A 16,208-nucleotide genomic window follows, 5' to 3' on the forward strand; every position below is an offset into this window, starting at 1 on the left:
CGCGCAGGCGGGAACCCATGCTGAGTATCCTGGCTGGCGAAGTATGGATTCCCGCTTTCGCGGGAATGACGGACTGCGTTAAGGGTTGCCCTTATTCCTGGCCGGGCGGTGTGTATCGTAAAGTAAAAAACCGCCCGCTGATCAATTTGCAGGCAGGGCTGCCGGTAGAATATCCAGCCTATGAATAAACTGCTTCCTCTTGCTTGCCTGGCCCTGTTGGGGGCTACCGAAGTTCACGCACAAACCGATGCCGCACCTGTCACCGCGCCTGCCAAGCCGGTGCTGGGTCCGGACGGCAAGCCGCTGCCCAAGATCACCATCAGCGGCGGCCGCGCCGGCGACATGGACGAGCGCCGCAACTCGGTGGCGGGCAAGCAGGTCTACGGCCGCGAGGAGCTCGACCGCAACGGCGACAGCAACCTCGGCGACATCCTCAAGCGCCTGCCGGGCGTCACCATCGGCGGCCGTCCGGGCCGCGGCGGCGATGTGCGCATGCGCGGCATGGGCAACGGCTACACCCAGGTGCTGCTGAACGGCGAACGCCCGCCCGCCGGCTTCTCGATGGAGTCGCTGGCGCCCGACCAGGTCGAGCGCATCGAAGTGATGCGCGGCCCGATCGCCGAGCACAGCACGCGCGCCATCGCCGGCACCATCAACATCATCCTGCGCGACGGCTACCAGCAGAAAGACAAGCAGCTCAAGTTCACCGACAGCATCGAGCAAGGCCGCCACGCGCCCAATCTGTCGCTGACGGTGCCGGGCAAGACCGGCAGCCTGACCTGGCTGCTGACCGGTTCGGTCTTCGAAAACCGCCAGCACGACCAGACCGAAACCGTCAACCGCGACACCCGCAGCGACGGCGTGGTGGTCAAGGACCAGAACGTCCTCGACGAAACCAAGCGCAACTCGCGCGGCATCCACCTGACACCGCGCCTGTCGTACAAGTTCGACAATGGCGATACGCTGAATTTCCAGCCCTTCCTGATGGTCAACCGCAGCGACAGCGACGGCCGCAGCGACCTGACGCAGAACGCTGGCCTGGTGCCGCCCGCGCTGCTGCAGCCGCCCGAGTACAACCTGGCGCTGACCGGCACCCACGCGGAATCGACCTTCGTGCGCGGCTTCGGCAACTGGGTGCACAAGCTGCAGGGCGCGGCCAAGCTGGACGTCAAGTTCGGCTTCGGCAGCGGCCACAGCGACAGCGACTCGCTACGCTATCAATACGACAACAGCGGCAAGCTGCTGCAACGCTACACCGACGATTCCACCGTGCGCGACCGCAGCGCCAGCACCGGCGGCAAGTACACCACGCCGATCGGCAAGGAACACGCGCTGGCGGCCGGCTGGGATATCGAGCTGGGCCACCGCGCCGAGACCAAGACCTCGCTGGACAAGAACGGCGTGTCGCAGTTCGGCGATTCCGGCAACGACCTGACGGCCGACACGCGCCGCCTGGCCGTGTTCGCGCAGGACGAGTGGGACATCAGCCAGCAGTGGTCCGGCTACGCCGGCCTGCGCTGGGAAGGCATACGCACCACCAGCACCCGCGCCGGCCAGGACATCAGCAACACCAGCAGCGTGCTGAGCCCGCTGCTGCACGGCGTCTACCGCATCCCCGGGCATGACAAGGACCAGATCCGCGCCAGCCTGACCAAGAGCTACAAGGCCGCCAACATCCAGGACTTGATCGCGCTGCCGTCGCTGTCGCGCCTGAACAGCGCCACCCGTCCGGACCGCACCGGCAACCCGGACCTGAAGCCCGAACTGGCGACCGGCCTGGACTTCGCCTACGAACACTACCTCGGCCGCAGCGGCATCATCACTGCCGGCGGCTTCATCCGCGACATCAAGGACTTGATCCGCCGCGAGCTGACCCTGCAGGACACGCCGACCGGCCCGCGCTGGGTATCGACCCCCGGCAACATCGGCCACGCGCGCACCAAGGGCATCGAGCTGGAAGCCAAGTTCCAGTTGCAGGAACTGATGGCGGACGGCCCGGCGATCGACTTCCGCTCCAACTACAGCCGCTTCTGGTCCAGCGTGGACGGCATCCCCGGCCCCAACAACCGCCTCGACGCGCAACCCAAGCAGACCGCCAATGTCGGCCTGGACTACCGCCTGAAGCCGGTGCCGCTGACCCTGGGCGCCAGCCTGAACTGGACGCCGCCGACCATCATCCAGAGCAGCGCCGAGCAGGTGGTGTACACCAGCCGCAAGCGCTCGTTCGACGCCTACGGCCTGTGGAAGTTCGACGCGCGTCATCAAATCCGCATTTCTGCAAATAATCTGATGGCGGAAGACGCCCTCGGTAGTAATATCGTGACCGCCCGTGGCCTGGCACAATTGGCCGATACGACCAACCAGACGTACGTCGTCTGGAGCGTCAAATACGAAATGAAGTTTTAACCACAAGGGAACTGCAGTGAAACGATACTTGCTGAGCACGCTTGCTTTGAGCCTGATGACCGCCTACGCCGGCGCCGCCGACATCGCCCCAGTGTCCGGCATCGACACCCAATACATCGACGCCAGCGTGCGTCCGCAAGACGATTTCTATCGCCACCTGAACGGCGAGTGGCTGAAGGTCACGCAAATCCCGGAAGACAAATCCAGCTGGGGCACCTTCGCCAAGCTGCGCGACGACGTGCTGCCGCAACTGCGCGGCATCATCGAAACAGCCGAGGCCGATAAAGCCCGCAAGGCCGGCAGTGATGCGCAAAAGATCGGCGACCTGTACGCCAGCTTCATGGACGAGAAAAAGCTGGAGACGCTGGGCGCCAAGCCGCTGGCAGGCGAGCTCAACCGCATCCGCGCGATCAAGGACAAGAAAGCCTTCCCGATGCTGATCGCCCACTTGAGCGAGCTCGGCGTGAGCACGCCGTACGGCGTCTACGTCAGCCAGGATGCGCGCGAATCGACCCGGTACGCGGTCGGCATTTCGCAAAGCGGCCTGGGCTTGCCGGACCGCGACTACTACCTGAAAAAAGACGACGCCAAGATGGTCGACACGCTGGCCAAGTACGAGGCGCACGTGGCCAAGATCCTGGCCCTGGGCGGCGACAAGCACGCCGCCGCCAGCGCCAAGGCCATCGTCGCGCTGGAAACCGCGTTGGCCGAGGCGCAGTGGACCAAGGTCGAGAACCGCGATCCGGTCAAGCGCTACAACAAGACCGAGATCGCCAAGCTGTCCGCACTGGCGCCGGGCTACGACTGGCAGCACGCGCTGGCCGCGGCCGGCGTGGCCAGCAAGGTCGACTACGTGATCGTCAACCAGCCGAGCTACCTGGCCGGCTTCAACGCCCAGCTGGAAAAGACCGACCTGGCGACCTGGAAATCCTACTTCGAATGGCAGTTGCTGCGCCGCGCTTCGCCGTATCTGTCGAAAGATTTCGCCGACGCCAGTTTCGATTTCTACAGCACCGTGCTGACCGGTATCGAGGTCAAGCCGCCGCGCTGGAAATCGGCGGTGAGCCTGGTCGAAGGCAGCCTGGGCGAAGTGTTGGGCAAGCTCTACGTGGGCCAGTACTTCCCGCCGGAGCGCAAGGCCCGCATGGAAGAGCTGGTGAAGAACCTGCTGGCCTCGTACAAGACCAGCATCGACACGCTGGATTGGATGAGCCCGGAGACCAAGAAGGAAGCGCAAGCCAAGCTGGCCAAGTTCACGCCCAAGATCGGCTACCCGAACAAATGGCGCGACTACTCGTCGCTGGCCATCGTCCGTGGCGACCTGGTGGGCAACGTGCTGCGTGCCTCCGCGTTCGGCCACCAGCGCATGATCAACAAGCTGGGCAAGCCTATCGACCGCGAAGAGTGGGGCATGACGCCGCAAACCATCAACGCCTACTACAACCCGTCGATGAACGAGATCGTGTTCCCGGCCGCCATCCTGCAGCCGCCGTTCTTTGACGCCAAGGCCGACGACGCCGTCAACTACGGCGCCATCGGCGCGGTGATCGGCCACGAAATCAGCCACGGCTTCGACGACAAGGGCAGCCAGTCCGACGGCGACGGCAACCTGCGCGACTGGTGGAGCAAGGAAGACCGCGCCAACTTCAAGGCCAAGGCCGACGCGCTGACCAGGCAGTACGACGGCTACAGCCCGATCGAAGGCTACAACGTCAACGGTTCGCTGACGCTGGGCGAGAACATCGCCGACAACAGCGGCGTGGCGATTGCGTACAAGGCCTACAAGCTGTCGCTGGGCGGCAAGCCGGCGCCGGTGATCGACGGCCTGACGGGCGACCAGCGCTTCTACATGGGCTTTGCCCAGGTATGGCGCAGCAAGACGCGCGACAAGCAGCAGATCGTGCTGATCAAGACCGACCCGCATTCGCCGGGCCAGTTCCGCGCCAACGGCACCATGGTCAACCAGCCGGGCTTCTACGAAGCCTTCGGCGTGAAGCCGGGCGACAAGATGTATGTTGCGCCGGAACAGCGCGTGATCATCTGGTAAGCGCTTAACCACCGGGAAGAACGCAAAAAAAAGGCCACCTCGCGTGGCCTTTTTGCTATTGTTCCAAGCCTAGCCTATACAACCATGGAGATAGACTTGAAAGCACATCTGTTAAGCGCGCTGATGTTGGCGCTGCTGGCTTCGGCCGGCGTCCAGGCACAGCAAAAAACCTCGGGCGTCGACCTGGCCGAAATCAACGCCGCCGTCCGCCCGCAGGACGACTTCTTCCTCAACCTGAACGGCAAGTGGCTGGCCAAGACCGAGATCCCGGCCGACAAGTCGAGCTGGGGCTCGTTTGAAAAGCTGGACGACGACACCAAGCCGCAGCTGCGCGCCATCATCGAAGCGGCCGCCGCCGATCCGAACAAGACGCCGGGCTCGGACGCCCAGCGCATCGGCGATTTCTTCGCCAGCTACATGGACGAAGCCAAACTGGAGCAGCTGGGCCTGAGCCCGCTGCGCGCCGAGCTGGACCGCGTGGCCGCACTGAAGGACAAGAAAGACATCCCGGCCCTGATCGCCCACTTCAACCGCTACGGCGTCACCGCGCCCTACGGCTTCGCCATCCACCAGGACAACAAGGATTCGACCAAGTACGTGGCCGACATCGTCCAGGACGGCCTGAGCCTGCCGGACCGCGACTACTACCTGAAAAAGTCGGACAAGAAGATGGCCGACACCCTGGCCAAGTACGAGCAGCACGTGACCAAAATGCTGACCCTGGCCGGCAACGCCAACGCGGTGGCCGACGCCAAGGCCATCGTGGCGCTGGAGACCGAGCTGGCGAAAGTCCAGTGGACCAAGGTCGAGCTGCGCGATCCGGTCAAGGCCTACAACAAGGTGCCGCTGGATAAACTGTCCAAGCTGGCGCCCGGCTACGACTGGACCACTTGGCTCAAGGACACCGGCATCGCCGGCAAGGTCGACTACGTCATCGTCAGCCAGCCCAGCTTCATCACCGGCTTCAACCAGGTGCTGAACAAGACGCCGCTGGCGACCTGGCAAGCCTGGTTCCGTTGGCAAGTGATCCACGCCAACGCCTCGTATCTGTCGAAGGATTTCGCGCTGGAGAACTTCGCCTTCTACGGCACCGTGCTCAGCGACATCAAGGAACAGCAGCCGCGCTGGAAGCGCGCGGTCAACGCCACCGACGGCGCACTGGGCGAGAGCCTGGGCAAGCTGTACGTGGCGCAGCATTTCCCGGCCGAACGCAAGGAGCGCATGGAGGTGCTGGTGCAGAACCTGCTGGCGGCCTTCAAGCAAAGCATCACCACGCTGGACTGGATGGGCCCGGCCACCAAGGAACAGGCGCAGGCCAAGCTGGCCAAGTTCATGGTCAAGATCGGCTATCCGAACAAATGGCGCGACTACTCGCCGCTGGTGGTGGCCAAGGATGATTTGGTCGGCAATATCCAGCGCTCGCGCGAGTTCGACTACAACAAGGAAGTGAACAAGCTCGGCAAGCCTATCGACCGCGATGAATGGGGCATGACGCCGCAAACCATCAACGCCTACTACAACCCCGAGTTGAACGAGATCGTGTTCCCGGCCGCCATCCTGCAACCGCCGTTCTTCAACGCCGACGCGGACGACGCCGTCAACTACGGCGCCATCGGCGCGGTGATCGGCCACGAGATCAGCCACGGCTTCGACGACCAGGGCGCCCAGTACGACGGCGACGGCAATCTGCGCGACTGGTGGACCAAGGCCGACCACAAGAACTTCGCCGCCAAGAGCAAGATGCTGGTCAAGCAGTACAACGCCTTCAGCCCGGTCAAGGGCTACCACGTCAACGGCGAGCTGACCCTGGGCGAGAACATCGCCGACAACTCGGGCGCGGCGATCGCGCTCAAGGCTTACCGGATTTCGCTCAACGGCCAGCCGTCGCCGGTGATCGACGGCCTGACCGGCGAGCAGCGCTTCTACATGGGCTTCGGCCAGGTGTGGCGCAGCAAGATTCGTGACGCCCAGCAAATCGTTTACCTCAAATCCGACCCGCACTCGCCGGACCAGTTCCGCGCCAACGGCACGGTGCGCAATCAGCCGGGTTTTTACAACGCTTTTGGCGTAAAACCGGGCGACAAGATGTATCTGGCGCCAAAAGACCGCGTCAACATGTGGTAACACTTTATGCGGTAGCGGCCCTGTGATATAAAGCGCAACAGGGCCAAACATCGTGGATTGGCCTTTATACAATCAAGAGGATATTTTCGTGAAACGTCATCTCGTAAGTGCATTGACCCTGAGCCTGATCGCAGGCCTGGCGGGCGCCGCCGACAGCACCACAAGTGCAGCTCCGGCCAGCGCCCAAGTAGCAAATGGCAAGCTGGTTTCCGGCATTGCGGTGGAATACATCGATCCAGCGGTACGCGCGCAGGACGACCTGTTCATCCACATGAACGGCAAATGGCTGGCCACGACCGAAATCCCGGCTGACAAAGCGAGCTGGGGCTCGTTTGCCAAGCTGCGCGACGACATCCAGCCGCAGCTGCGCGCCATCATCGAAGGCGCCGCCGCCAACAAGGCCGGCGGCCCTGAAGCCCAGCGCATCGGCGACTTCTACAGCAGCTTCATGGACGAAGCCAAGCTGGAACAGCTGGGCCTGACCCCGCTGAACGCGGAACTGGCGAAGATCGCTGCCGTGTCGAACAAGAAGCAGCTGCCGGCGCTGATCTCGCACCTGAACAAGATCGGTGTGACCGCGCCTTACGGCTACGGCATCCACCAGGACAACAAGGATTCGACCAAATATGTGGTCGATTTCGGCCAGGATGGTCTGGGTCTGCCTGACCGCGACTACTACCTGAAAGCCGACGACCAGAAGATGGCCGACGCGCTGGCCAAGTATGAACTGCACATCGCCAAGATGCTGACCATGGCGGGCGACGCGCACGGCGCCCTCACCGCCCACGCCATCGTGGCGTTCGAAAAAGAGCTGGCCAAGATCCAGTGGACCAAGGTCGAACTGCGCGACCCGGTCAAGGCCTACAACAAGGTCGACATCGCCAAGCTGGGCAAGGTCGCGCCGGGCTACGACTGGAACGCCTACCTGGCCGACGCCGGCATCACCGGCAAGGTCAAGTACGTGATCGTCGGCCAGCCTAGCTACCTGAAGGGCATGACCGCGCTGCTGGCCAAGACCGATCTGGACACGCTGAAATCCTACTTCCGCTGGCATCTGCTGCGTTCGGGCGCACCTTACCTGAACAAAGCTTACGTCGATGAAAACTTCGCCTTCTACGGCACCGTGCTGAGCGGCGTTACCGAACAGCGTCCACGCTGGAAGCGCGGCGTATCCGTCACCGAAGGCGCGCTGGGCGAAGCCGTCGGCAAGATCTACGTCGAGCAAAACTTCCCGGCCGAGCGCAAGGCGCGCATGCAAACGCTGGTGAACAACCTGCTGGCTTCGTACAAGACCAGCATCGACCAGCTGGACTGGATGAGCCCAGTCACCAAGAAACAGGCGCAAGAGAAGCTGGCCAAGTTCACCACCAAGATCGCGTACCCGAACCACTGGCGCGATTACTCCAAGCTGGTCGTTTCCAAGGACGACCTGGTTGGCAACGTGATCCGTTCGCGCGAGTTCGAGTACAACAAGGAACTGGCCAAGCTGGGCAAGCCGATCGACCGCGAAGAGTGGGGCATGACGCCGCAAACCGTCAACGCCTACTACAACCCGGAGATGAACGAGATCGTGTTCCCGGCATCGATCCTGCAGGCACCGTTCTTCAATGCTGACGCGGACGACGCGGTCAACTACGGCGCCATCGGCGGCGTGATCGGCCACGAAATCAGCCACGGCTTCGACGACCAGGGCGCACAGTACGACGGCGACGGCAATCTGCGTGACTGGTGGACCGCTGCGGACCACAAGAACTTCGCGGCCAAGACCAAGATGCTGGTGGAGCAGTACAACCAGTTCAGCCCGCTGCCTGGCTACCACGTCAACGGCGAGCTGACCCTGGGCGAGAACATTGCCGACAACAGCGGCATCGCGATTGCGTACAAGGCTTACAAGCTGTCGCTGGGCGGCAAGGAAGCCCCTGTCATCGACGGCCTGACCGGCGACCAGCGCTTCTACATGGGCTTTGCGCAGGTATGGCGTTTGAAGATGCGCGAAGCGCAGCAGATCGTTCAGATCAAGACCGATCCGCACTCGCCAGGCCAGTTCCGCGCGAACGGCCCGATGCGCAACCAGCCAGGCTTCTACGACGCCTTCAACGTGAAGCCGGGCGACAAGATGTACCTGGAACCAAAAGACCGCGTGATCATGTGGTAATCACCACATAGCGCAAGAAAGGGCCGCAGCGATGCGGCCCTTTTTCATTTCAGAGTAAACTACGGACTTCGATTTATAAGAAACCGGTACCCTCATGCGCTTGCGTTATTCCGCACTCATTGTTTTGCCCCTGCTGCTGGCCGCTTGCGGCGATTCGTTCAAGCCTGTCGATGTCTACATGGCCAAGACGCCGGAGTGCTCCGCCTGGCAGGAGGGCTCGCGCTATGAGCTGCCGCGCGGGATCAGCGTGTCGACCACGCCGCCCGTAACGCTGCCGGATGGCGGCGCCGAGTTCACCTTTGTCTACCTGGTGCCGCGCGGCGAGCGCGCCATGTTCCTGTCCCGCGAATACCACGTCACCGCGCCCAAGGGAGCGGTGCTGGCCAAGGCCGAACTGGTCAGCTTCTACCAGCGCGCGACCAACTCACGGCCGGAAATCGTCGACGTGATCCCCAAGGTGCCGGACATGCTGGTCGCCGGCGCCACCAGCGACGATACGATCTGGCGCGTGCGCCTGCGCGTGAAGGAAAAACTGCCCGAGCGTTTCGACGTCGTGCCGCCCGCCTTCGAGATCGCGCTGACCAAGTACCCGATGCGTACCTTCACCTACCGCTACTTCGTCGACCGCAAGGCCTTCGGCCTGTGCAGCTGAGCCTGGCGGATTTCCGCATAAGCAGTATCCGGTTCATGCGGTTTTCCGCCTGAACCGCGTTCCACTTTCCGCGCACCCCCTTACAAATCAAGGACTTGAACCGCAGCCCGTGCTTGGCACGGAAGCTGCAATGCCTCCCGGTAACTACAACCGCAAAGGAGACACGCATGTCCAAGTTCCGTCTGTTATCGCTGGCCCTCGCGCTGGCCGCCGCGTCCGGTGCGCAAGCGCAGGAAGTGGTCCGCCTCGGCAACCTCAAGTTCGCCCATTACGGCGCCGTCTCGTACATCAAGGAAATCGCGCCCAAGTGCGGCATCAAGGTGGAGGAGCACGTCTTCGCCAAAGGCCCGGACGTGATGCAGGCCATCCTGGCCGGCGAGCTCGACGTCGGCGCCACCGCTTCCGAGGCCGCCATCTCCGGCCGCGCCAACGGTGCGCCGATCTACGTGGTGGCCGGCTTCGCCAAGGGCGGCGCGCGCCTGGTCGCCCGTCCCGACAGCAACATCAAGGCCATCAAGGATTTGAAGGGCAAGCGCGTCGGCGTCACGCGCGGCGGCATCCACGAGGTGCTGCTGATCGCCGAACTGGCCCAGGCCGGCCTGACCGCGTCCGACCAGCCCGGCAAGGATGTGCAACTGGTGTTCCTGGCGTTCGCCGACCTCAACCAGGCGCTGATGGGCAAGAACCTCGACGCCATCATGCAGAGCGAACCGCAGTCGTCGCAAGCCATCAACAAAGGCTACGGCGTGGAAGTGATGAAGCCCTACGACACGCCGATCGGCGCACCGGTGCGCACCATGGTGATGAGCGAGAAGTTCTACAAGGAACACCGCGCCACCGCCGCCAAGTTCATGAACTGCTTCGTGCAGGCCACCAAGCTGTTCATCGACAACAAGCCGGTCGCCGAGAAATACGTGCGCGAAGTGATCTTCAAGAACCAGATCACCAAGGACGATTTCGACGACGCCATCAGCAACTCGCCGTACAGCTACGACATCAGCCCCGAGCACATCCAGATTACTACCGACGTGATGGCAAAGCACGGCACCGGCAAGATGCGCGCCGCGCCGGTGGCCAAGGACTGGGTCAAGACCGACCTGCTGGAAGCGGCCAAGAAAAGCCTCAGCATTCAATAACGGAGACACACCATGAGCAAGCAAGACTGGCGGCAAGCCGCCTCGGGCGCGGTTGTGCCCATTGTTATCATCGCCTTCTGGCAAGCCAGCGCCATGCTGGGCTGGATCAATCCGCAAGTGCTGCCATCGCCGTTCGCGGTGGTGCACAAGTGGATCGAATACCTGCTGCCGCTGACCGCCTACGATCCGGCCGCGCAATCGTGGCTGAGCTGGGCGCTGTCCGGCGAGCTGCTGGGCGACACCTTCAGCAGCATGTACCGCGTGGTGGTCGGCTTCGCCATCGGCGCCGGTCTGGCCTTGCCGCTGGGCCTGCTGATGGGATCGAGCCAGCGCATGTACGCCTGGTTCAATCCGCTGATGCAGGTGCTGCGGCCGATTCCGCCTATCGCCTACATTCCGCTGGCCATACTGTGGTTCGGTCTGGGCAATGCGCCGGCCGTGTTCCTGATCGCGCTGGGGGCGTTCTTCCCGGTGCTGGTCAACACCATCGCCGGCGTGCGCCAGGTGGACGGCATCTACATCCGCGCCGCCCGCAACCTCGGCGTCAGCCAGCGCACCATGTTTGTCCGCGTGATGCTGCCGGCCGCCGTGCCCTACATCCTGTCCGGCGTGCGGATCGGCATCGGCACCGCCTTCATCGTGGTCATCGTCTCGGAGATGATCGCCGTGAACAACGGCCTCGGCTTCCGCATCCTCGAAGCGCGCGAATACTTCTGGTCCGACAAAATCATCGCCGGCATGATCAGCATCGGCCTGCTGGGCCTGGTCATCGACGTCGGCATGAACAAACTGAACAATCATTTGCTGCGCTGGCACCGCGGCCTGGAGAATTAAGATGACCCATATCGAAGTCAAAGCCGTCAACAAGGTCTTCAAGACCGACAGCCGCGAAGTGATCGCCCTCAAGGACATCAACCTCGACATCCCGCAAGGCCAGTTCGTCTGCCTGCTCGGGCCATCGGGCTGCGGCAAGTCCACGCTGCTGAACGCGATCGCCGGCTTCTCGCTGCCATCGTCCGGCACCATCACCGCCGACAGCAAGCTCGTCACCGGCCCCGGCCCGGAACGCGGCATGGTGTTCCAGGAGTACGCGTTGTTCCCCTGGATGACGGTGGAAAAGAACATCGCCTTCGGCCTGGAAATCAAAGGCATGCCGCAGGCCGAGATCGCGGCCAAGGTCGACCAGCTGCTGGGCATGCTGTCGCTGAGCGACTTCAAGCACCGCTTCCCGAAAGACCTGTCCGGCGGCATGCGCCAGCGGGTTGCCATCGCCCGCGTGCTGGCGCTCGACTCGCCGATCATGCTGATGGACGAACCCTTCGGCGCGCTAGACGCGCTGACCCGCCGCAACCTGCAAGATGAATTGCTGCGCATCTGGGCCGAGCTGAAGAAGACCATCATCTTCGTCACCCACAGCATCGAGGAAGCGATCTACCTGGCCGACCGCATCGTCGTCATGACCTACCGTCCCGGCACCGTCAAGCGCGACTTGATGGTGGACTTGCCGCGCCTGCGCGACCCGTCCGCCGCCGAGTTCAACGCCCTCAAGCGCGAGCTGGGCCAGCTGGTGATGGAAGAGCAGCAGCGCCATCACAACGACGAGATGCGCATGGCGGCGGTGGACTGAGCAGGTGCAGTAGAATCTGCGTATGCGCGCCCAAAAAAACCTGCTGCTGTTTGTCTTCACGTTCGCATGCGCGTTGGGCGTGATCGCCGGCTCCTACCTGGCCGGCACCTGGCGCGCGCGCGAAGAGCTACGGCAGCAGGGCCAGCGCCAACTGCAACTGATGGCGCCGGACCTGCAGACGCTGCTGCAAAAATATGAAACCCTGCCTTTCGTGCTGGGCTTCCAGCCCGACCTGATCGAAGCGCTGGCGCATCCGTCCGATGCGCCGGCGATCACCCGCCTCAACAGCACGCTGCAAACCATCCAGCAGCAGGCCAAGGTGGGCGCCATCTACGTGATGGACCGCGACGGCCTGACCATAGGCGCCAGCAACTGGGACCAGCCGTTGGGCTTCGTCGGCAAGAACTTTTCCTACCGGCCTTACTTCGACGCCGCGCTGCACGGCAGGGCGGGGCGCTTCTACGGCATCGGCACCAGCACCAGCGAGGCTGGTTACTTCATCGCTCAGCCGGTGTATCGCAACGGCACGGCGGGCGGGCCGGTCGCCGGCGTGGTCGCGGTGAAGATCAGCCTGGCCGATTTCGAACGTACCTGGCGCAGCAGCGACGACACCATCGCGCTGGCCGACAGCAGTGGCGTGATCTTCCTCAGCAACCGCCCGGACTGGATCTACCGCAGCCTGCACGCGCTGGACGCGGCCACCGAACGCCAACTGGCGCACACCCAGCAATACACGGGGCAGAAGATCACGCCGCTGAGCGGACATGCCGACCTGTTCGTCACGCAATCGGTGGGCCAGCTGGGCTGGCAGCTGATGCTGTTCCCCGGGCAGTCGCGCGTGCTGCGCGCCGGCGTGCAATGGGCCGCCGCCGCCATGCTGCTGCTGGCCTGCGCCGCCGTATCGAGCTGGGCGCTGCACCAGCGCCGCCGTCGCCTGGAGGAACGCATGGCCTCGGCCGCCGCGCTGCGGCAGGCGGCCGCCGAGCTGGACGACAAGATCGTCGAACGCACGCAGCAGCTGCGCACCACCAACCAGCATCTGGAGAGCAAGTACGCCAAGCTGCAGGAAACCGAACACCTGCTGCGCTCCACGCAGAACGAGCTGGTCCAGGCGGGCAAGCTGGCGATGCTGGGACAGATGGCGGCAGGCATCACCCATGAACTGAACCAGCCGCTGGCCGCAATCCGCGCCTTCGCCGACAATGCCCGCGTGTTCCTGGAGCGCGGGCAGGGCGAGCAGGTCGCGGGCAACCTCGGCCATATCAGCGAGGCCAGCGCGCGCATGGGCGCCATCATCGGCCAGCTGAAGGGCTTTGCGCGCAAGGATGAAACGGTGGCCACGGTCGACCTGGCGGCGTCGGTGCGGGCTTCGGCGTTTTTGCTGGAGAGCGAATTCCGCCGCCACGCCGTCGCGCTAGAGATCGCCGCGTCCGACGGCATCAGGGTGACGGGCGACAGCGTGCGCATCGAACAGGTGCTGATCAACCTGCTACGCAACGCGCTCGACGCTGTGGAGACGGCCGAACGGCGCGTGGTCGTCATCGGCCTGGAGCGTGATGGCGCTTGCGCGCTGGTCAGCATCAGCGACAGTGGCGAAGGCATACCGGAGCAGGTGGTGGCGCATCTGTTCGAACCGTTCTTCACCACCAAGCCGTCCGGCAAGGGATTGGGACTGGGGCTGGCGATCTCGTCGTCCATCGTGCAGGCCATGAACGGCCAATTGACGGCACACAATCAAGTCGGCGGCGGCGCGCGCTTCGAGCTGCGCCTGCCGCTGCAAACCGAGGGAGTATGACGTGCAGGCTATTTTGATCGAAGACGAAGCCGCGCTGCGCCTGGCCACCAGCCAGACGCTGGAACTTGGCGGCTTCAGCGTGCAGGCCTGCGCCAGCGCCGAGGAAGCGCAGGCGCTGCTGCGCGCCGACTATCCCGGCGTGATCGTCACCGACGTGCGGCTGCCTGGCCGCTCCGGCCTGGAGCTGCTGGCGCAGGCTGCCGCGATGGATGCGGAGTTGCCGGTGATCGTAGTCACCGGCCACGGCGATGTCGAGATGGCGGTGGCCGCGATGCGCAGCGGCGCCTACGACTTCATCGAAAAACCGTTCGCCGCCGAGCGTCTGCTGGACGCAGTGAAGCGAGCCCAGGAGCGCCGCCGGCTGGTGCTGGAAAACCGCCAACTGCGCACCGCCCGCGCCCAGCATCCCGACGTGCCGGACCTGGTCGGACGCTCGGCCGCCATCGAGCAGTTGAAAATCCTGATACGCAACATCGCCCCGGCCGGCGTGGACGTGCTGATCAACGGCCAGACCGGCACCGGCAAGGAAGTGGCCGCGCGCCTGCTGCACGCGGCCAGCGGCCGCAAGGGCAACTTCGTCGCCATCAACTGCGGCGCGCTGCCGGAGTCGGTGTTTGAAAGCGAAATCTTCGGCCACGAGGCGGGCGCCTTCACCGGCGCGCAGAAGCGCCGCATCGGCAAGCTGGAGTACGCGCAGGGCGGCACCGTCTTTCTCGACGAGATCGAAAGCATGCCGATGGCCTTGCAGGTCAAATTGCTGCGCGTGCTGCAGGAGCGGCGAGTGGAAAGATTGGGCGCCAATGAGACGGTCGCGCTCGATTGCACAGTGGTCGCCGCGACCAAACTTGATCTATTACAGTTAAGCGTGCAGGGCCAGTTCCGCGAAGACCTGTACTACCGCCTCAGCGTGGTCAGCATAGCCCTGCCGCGCCTGCGCGACCGTCGCGACGACATCCCGCTGCTGCTGGTCCACTTCGCCGCCGACGCGGCGGCCCGCTACCACCGTCCGCTGCCGGCGTGGAGCGCGCAGCAGATGGCGCAATGGCAGGCGGCGGACTGGCCGGGCAATGTGCGCGAACTGCGCAACTTCGCCGAGCGGCTGGTGCTGGGCATCGCTGCCGCGCCGGTCGTGCCGGTGTCGGCGCCGGCGCTTGATGGCGGGGTGCTGTCGCTGCCGCAGCAGGTCGACCATCACGAGCGCGAGCTGATCGTGCAGGCGCTGTCCGCCGTCGACGGCAACGTCGCGCTGGCGGCCGACAACCTGATGGTGCCGCGCAAAACCCTCTACGACAAGCTGAAGAAATACCAGATCGCCGCCGGCCGCAAATAGTCCGGGCGTAAAAAAACCGGCCGCTGGGGGCCGGTTTTTCTGGAGAGGCGGATGCTTACTTGGCTGGTGCCGAAGCTTCTGGCGCGGCCGCTGCGGCTTTCGGCGCAGGAGCTTCAGGTTCCTTGAACTTGGCGCCGGCCTTGTTGGCCATGTAGACCACGGCGCGGGCGACTTCGACATCGTCCAGATCCGGATTGCCGCCCTTGGCAGGCATGGCGCGCAGGCCTTCGAGGGCGTGCTTGACAACGGTGTCGTAGCCCTGGGCGATACGGGCGCTCCAGGCGCCGCTGTCGGCGAACTTGGGCGCACCGGCGACACCGGCGCCGTGGCAGGCTGCGCAGGTCGAGGTGTAGATGGCTTCGCCGGTTTGCAGCACTTTCGGCGCGTTCGAGTCTTTCAGGGTAAAGCCGGCGTCGGCGACGGGAGCGATACGGGTGGCGATTTCTTCAGCGGCCTGGCTGTTGGAGCCGGCGCCGGTCAATTTGTCTGCGGTCACGAACTGCACCAACAGGATGATACCGATTACTGTGACTCCAAAGAAGCCGATAACGGCAGCAACAAGCTGCTTGGGCGTTCTGATGGCGGATTCGTGTTCGTTATGTGCGTCGCTCATGATTTCCTTAACAGACTAATTTCGAAGCCGGGTGGCGTGAGAAGAAATGGATCAACCAGCTGCCTTGCAAAACCTTCACCAAACGGGCGATTATAGACTCAAAAATGCCTGCATGGAAACGCAAAGATGCTCAAAACGACACTTTCCATGGACGGCCCTCGATAAAAACGGTATCCTACGGCACACTTCAGAAATTCCCCCAGCGCGGCTGTAGCTCAGTGGATAGAGTATTGGCCTCCGAAGCCAAGGGTCGTGGGTTCGATCCCCGCCAGCCGCACCAAAATTCCCCATGTAAATCAATGAGTTTGTTACTGGAACCATAA

Annotated in this window: 12 protein-coding genes and 1 tRNA gene; 12 read left to right on the top strand and 1 reads right to left on the bottom strand. The window is 63.7% G+C overall.

Going from position 1 to position 16,208, the window contains the following annotated elements; genetic code table 11:
* The first annotated feature begins 17 nt into the window (after nt 1-17).
* The 11 genes from GEV01_RS30830 to GEV01_RS22090 all read left to right on the top strand — a co-directional run bounded on the left by GEV01_RS30830 (nt 18) and on the right by GEV01_RS22090 (nt 15,272).
* A complete protein-coding gene (locus GEV01_RS30830) occupies nt 18-188 on the top strand; it encodes a hypothetical protein (protein WP_175023177.1) in 171 nt (56 codons plus the stop codon).
* Entirely contained in the window at nt 181-2,406 is a 2,226-nt protein-coding gene (locus GEV01_RS22045; RefSeq protein ID WP_152807683.1) for a TonB-dependent receptor plug domain-containing protein, read from the top strand. The genes GEV01_RS30830 and GEV01_RS22045 overlap by 8 nt, the downstream gene beginning before the upstream one ends.
* A gap of 55 nt (nt 2,407-2,461) precedes the next feature.
* Nucleotides 2,462-4,453: a M13 family metallopeptidase gene (locus GEV01_RS22050; RefSeq protein ID WP_152807919.1), complete on the top strand. Its 1,992-nt coding sequence runs from the start codon at nt 2,462-2,464 to the stop codon at nt 4,451-4,453.
* Nucleotides 4,454-4,576: 123 nt separating this feature from the next.
* Nucleotides 4,577-6,577 carry a M13 family metallopeptidase gene (locus GEV01_RS22055; protein WP_175023193.1) on the top strand — a complete coding sequence of 667 codons (2,001 nt, stop codon included), beginning with the start codon at nt 4,577-4,579 and terminating at the stop codon, nt 6,575-6,577.
* 88 nt (nt 6,578-6,665) lie between these two features.
* Nucleotides 6,666-8,732: a M13 family metallopeptidase gene (locus GEV01_RS22060; RefSeq protein ID WP_328595592.1), complete on the top strand. Its 2,067-nt coding sequence runs from the start codon at nt 6,666-6,668 to the stop codon at nt 8,730-8,732.
* A gap of 94 nt (nt 8,733-8,826) precedes the next feature.
* Nucleotides 8,827-9,384, top strand: coding sequence for a hypothetical protein (locus GEV01_RS22065; protein ID WP_152807685.1), 558 nt, complete (start codon nt 8,827-8,829; stop codon nt 9,382-9,384).
* Nucleotides 9,385-9,551: 167 nt separating this feature from the next.
* Entirely contained in the window at nt 9,552-10,520 is a 969-nt protein-coding gene (locus tag GEV01_RS22070) for an ABC transporter substrate-binding protein (protein ID WP_070268272.1), read from the top strand.
* A 12-nt stretch (nt 10,521-10,532) separates the two neighbouring features.
* On the top strand, nt 10,533-11,354 hold the full coding sequence (locus tag GEV01_RS22075; protein WP_152807686.1) for an ABC transporter permease: 822 nt from the start codon (nt 10,533-10,535) through the stop codon (nt 11,352-11,354).
* Nucleotide 11,355: 1 nt separating this feature from the next.
* Nucleotides 11,356-12,147, top strand: coding sequence for an ABC transporter ATP-binding protein (locus GEV01_RS22080; protein ID WP_152807687.1), 792 nt, complete (start codon nt 11,356-11,358; stop codon nt 12,145-12,147).
* A gap of 22 nt (nt 12,148-12,169) precedes the next feature.
* Nucleotides 12,170-13,942 (top strand): sensor histidine kinase, encoded by a 1,773-nt coding sequence (locus tag GEV01_RS22085; RefSeq protein ID WP_152807688.1) that lies wholly within the window; start codon nt 12,170-12,172, stop codon nt 13,940-13,942.
* Between the two features lies 1 nt (nt 13,943).
* Entirely contained in the window at nt 13,944-15,272 is a 1,329-nt protein-coding gene (locus GEV01_RS22090) for a sigma-54-dependent transcriptional regulator (protein ID WP_328595593.1), read from the top strand.
* A gap of 55 nt (nt 15,273-15,327) precedes the next feature.
* Here GEV01_RS22090 and GEV01_RS22095 read toward each other — a convergent pair whose 3' ends face one another.
* The gene (locus tag GEV01_RS22095; RefSeq protein WP_152807689.1) at nt 15,328-15,885 is read right to left on the bottom strand and encodes a c-type cytochrome; all 558 of its coding nucleotides are present in this window, start codon (nt 15,883-15,885) and stop codon (nt 15,328-15,330) included.
* Nucleotides 15,886-16,089: 204 nt separating this feature from the next.
* On the opposite strand from GEV01_RS22095, the gene GEV01_RS22100 reads away from it, so the two are divergent.
* Nucleotides 16,090-16,165 (top strand) — tRNA-Arg (locus GEV01_RS22100).
* Nucleotides 16,166-16,208: the final 43 nt, after the last annotated feature.

It is taken from the genome of Rugamonas rivuli (assembly GCF_009380165.1).
GTDB classification, from domain to species: domain Bacteria; phylum Pseudomonadota; class Gammaproteobacteria; order Burkholderiales; family Burkholderiaceae_D; genus Rugamonas; species Rugamonas rivuli.

Excerpts from the sequence above, each read along its gene's own strand:
- GEV01_RS30830 (WP_175023177.1), top strand. The coding sequence starts at position 18 with ATGCTGAGTATCCTGGCTGGCGAAGTATGGATTCCCGCTTTCGCGGGA.
- GEV01_RS22045 (WP_152807683.1), top strand. The coding sequence starts at position 181 with ATGAATAAACTGCTTCCTCTTGCTTGCCTGGCCCTGTTGGGGGCTACC.
- GEV01_RS22050 (WP_152807919.1), top strand. The coding sequence starts at position 2,462 with ATGACCGCCTACGCCGGCGCCGCCGACATCGCCCCAGTGTCCGGCATC.
- GEV01_RS22055 (WP_175023193.1), top strand. The coding sequence starts at position 4,577 with ATGTTGGCGCTGCTGGCTTCGGCCGGCGTCCAGGCACAGCAAAAAACC.
- GEV01_RS22065 (WP_152807685.1), top strand. The coding sequence starts at position 8,827 with ATGCGCTTGCGTTATTCCGCACTCATTGTTTTGCCCCTGCTGCTGGCC.
- GEV01_RS22070 (WP_070268272.1), top strand. The coding sequence starts at position 9,552 with ATGTCCAAGTTCCGTCTGTTATCGCTGGCCCTCGCGCTGGCCGCCGCG.
- GEV01_RS22075 (WP_152807686.1), top strand. The coding sequence starts at position 10,533 with ATGAGCAAGCAAGACTGGCGGCAAGCCGCCTCGGGCGCGGTTGTGCCC.
- GEV01_RS22080 (WP_152807687.1), top strand. The coding sequence starts at position 11,356 with ATGACCCATATCGAAGTCAAAGCCGTCAACAAGGTCTTCAAGACCGAC.
- GEV01_RS22085 (WP_152807688.1), top strand. The coding sequence starts at position 12,170 with ATGCGCGCCCAAAAAAACCTGCTGCTGTTTGTCTTCACGTTCGCATGC.
- GEV01_RS22095 (WP_152807689.1), bottom strand. The coding sequence starts at position 15,885 with ATGAGCGACGCACATAACGAACACGAATCCGCCATCAGAACGCCCAAG.